This window comes from Pseudomonas sp. FFUP_PS_473, from assembly GCF_002858665.1.
GTDB classification, from domain to species: Bacteria; Pseudomonadota; Gammaproteobacteria; order Pseudomonadales; family Pseudomonadaceae; genus Aquipseudomonas; species Aquipseudomonas defluvii.
The window spans coordinates 1-506 of the sequence record NZ_PJQQ01000109.1; the positions used below are offsets into that span (position 1 = coordinate 1).

A 506-nucleotide genomic window follows, 5' to 3' on the forward strand; every position below is an offset into this window, starting at 1 on the left:
GCGGCAGTGACTGTCGTCACCGACACCATTGACACCACCACCGTGACCCTGAGCGCCACACCAAGCGTGGCTGAAGGTGGCGTCGTCACCTACACCGCGTCGGTCAACGCCCCGGTTACCGGTACCCCGCTGGTGGTGACCCTGGCCAACGGCCAGACCATCACCATCCCGGTCGGTGAATCGTCGGGTTCGGTACCGTTTACCGCGCCGAACAACGTTCACAACACCAACGCACCGCTGACCAACAGCATTACCAATGTTGAAGGTGGTAACTACGAGAAAGTAGAAGCCGTTGGTAAGCCGTCCACGACTGTCACCGATGGTCCTGGCACCCAGGATTCGACTGGCCTGAGCGTCAGCGCGACCGGCGAAGTGACTGAAGGCGGCAAGATCGTCTACACCGTGTCGCTGACCAACCCGGCCGGCACCGAAATGAAGGTGACCCTGAGCAACAACCAGGTCGTCACCATCGCCGCGGGCGCGAAAGAAGGCAGCATCACCGTTGA

General features: G+C 61.3%; 1 protein-coding gene. It reads left to right on the plus strand.

What is annotated here, in order from left to right:
* A partial coding sequence (locus CYD26_RS25175) for an immunoglobulin-like domain-containing protein (RefSeq protein WP_158240148.1) occupies window positions 1-506 on the plus strand: 506 nt, incomplete at both ends.